Here is a 1,743-nt window from a genome sequence, read left to right as displayed (position 1 = left end):
GCCGCCGCGCGCGTCGGCGGAGCGGAGGCCGTCACCCGCCTCGATGGCCGCGGCCGGGTCGACGATCCCGTGGCCGCGTGCGTCGTCGCGGCCGCCGGCGGGGGCGTCGCGCGCGGTGTCGGTGAGCAGCTTCCTGATCTGCCGGGGCGTGAACCCGGGGTGTGCGGACTTCACCAGGGCGACCGCGCCGGAGACGAACGCGGCGGCGGCGGACGTGCCCCACTCCACGTAGTACTTGTGGTCGGGCGCCGGTACGACGATGTCGTCGCCGGGGGCGCTCACGGTGGCGTACCAGCGGCGGGTGGAGAACGAGGCGTGGGTGCCGTACCGGTCCACGGCCGCGGCGGCGATCACCCCGGGGTAGGCGGCGGGGTAGGAGACGTGGTCGCCCTTCTCGCCCCCGTTGCCGGCCGAGGCGACGACGACGGCGCCCTTCTTCAGCGCGTACTGGACGGCGGCGTCCTCGCCGGGCTCCGGGTGCGCGGACTCGCTGTCGTCGCCGAGGGAGAGGTTGATGACGTCGGCGCCGTGGTCCGCGGCCCACCGGATGCCGTCGGCGAGCGCCGTGCCCCGCGTCCTGCGGGCCTCGGCCCGGTCCGGGTCGCTCGCTTCGAGGATGACGCGGACCGGGAGGATCTTCGCCTCGGGCGCGATGCCGAGGACGCCGTCGGCCCGTCCGCTGCCGTGCCCCCGGCCCGCGATGATCCCGGCCATGGCGGTGCCGTGCCGGGCCCACGCCTTGTCGCCGCGCCCGGCGCCGAAGCCGATGAGGTCCTTGCCGGGCAGGACCTGGCCCGCGAGGTCCGGCAGACTGCCGTCGACCCCGGTGTCGACCACGGCGACGGTGACGCCCTCGCCGCGCGTGGTCTCCCAGGCCCGGTCGGTGTGCAGGGCGGCCAGGCCCCACTGCTGGGCCCGGATGGTGTCGGCCCCGGCGGGGGGCGCGGGGAGCAGGACGAGGGCGGTGGCCGCGCAGAGGACGCCCAGGGTGCGTTTCATCGCGTCCGCTCCGTGAGGCCGGCGACGTGGGTGCGCAGCGCGCGTTCGGCGCCGTCGGACAGGCCCTTGGCCTCGTGGCCGAGTCCGGCCTGCGCGGCGGGGGTCGTGGCGCCGTCGGCCATGGCCCGGTCGGCGGGCTGCGGGGTGCTCACGCGTCCGTCGGCGAACCCCGTCACGGCGAACGAGACGACGGGCATCCCGGTCAGCACGTGGACCGACCAGCTGGCGCGCTGCCGGGCGCCGAACGAGGCGGCCGGGCTGTCCTTCACGGGGTAGGTACGGGGCAGCAGGTCGGTGCGGCGGTCGAGGTGCTGGTCGGCGAACCTTGCGCCGAGGGCCCGCATGGCGTCGGCGTCGGCCTCGGCGAAGACGAACCCGACCGTCGTGACGCTGCTGGCGGTCGCGTCGGTGTAGGTGGCGCGCAGGACGTGGGCGCAGCCGACCGTACGCAGCGTCTTGGCGAGCAGCGGGTCGAGCGCGTCGGCGCAGCCGCTGTCGGGCGCCACGGCGAGTCGCGTCCAGACCCGGTCGGCGCCGCCGGGCCCGGCGCCGTCGCCCTTCAGGGCGTGCGGGAAGAGGGTGTCCACGGGGATGCTGTGCCAGGCTTCCCGGCCGACCGCGTACGCGCTGCGGGCGGCGGGATCGTCGTCGGAGCCGCCGGTGAGCCGGCTTCCGACGGCGGCCCCGGCGATCAGCCCGAGCCCGAGGACGCCGCAGACGCCGGCGGCCACGGCCCGGCGGGGG

General features: G+C 77.2%; 2 protein-coding genes. Both read right to left on the bottom strand.

The window, feature by feature from the left end; genetic code table 11:
* Positions 1 to 999, bottom strand: a 999-nt coding sequence (gene mycP / locus G3I41_RS00755; protein WP_164398345.1) for a type VII secretion-associated serine protease mycosin, incomplete at its 3' end; no start/stop codon positions are given.
* Positions 996 to 1,743: hypothetical protein (locus tag G3I41_RS00750; protein WP_239081427.1), on the bottom strand; the 748-nt coding region annotated here is incomplete at its 5' end. The genes G3I41_RS00750 and mycP, both read right to left, overlap by 4 nt.

The organism is Streptomyces sp. SID9727 (assembly GCF_010550605.1).
Classification (GTDB): Bacteria; Actinomycetota; Actinomycetes; order Streptomycetales; family Streptomycetaceae; genus Streptomyces.
The sequence above is the reverse complement of the archived record's forward strand: the minus strand, read 5'-3'. Positions and strand labels throughout refer to the sequence as shown.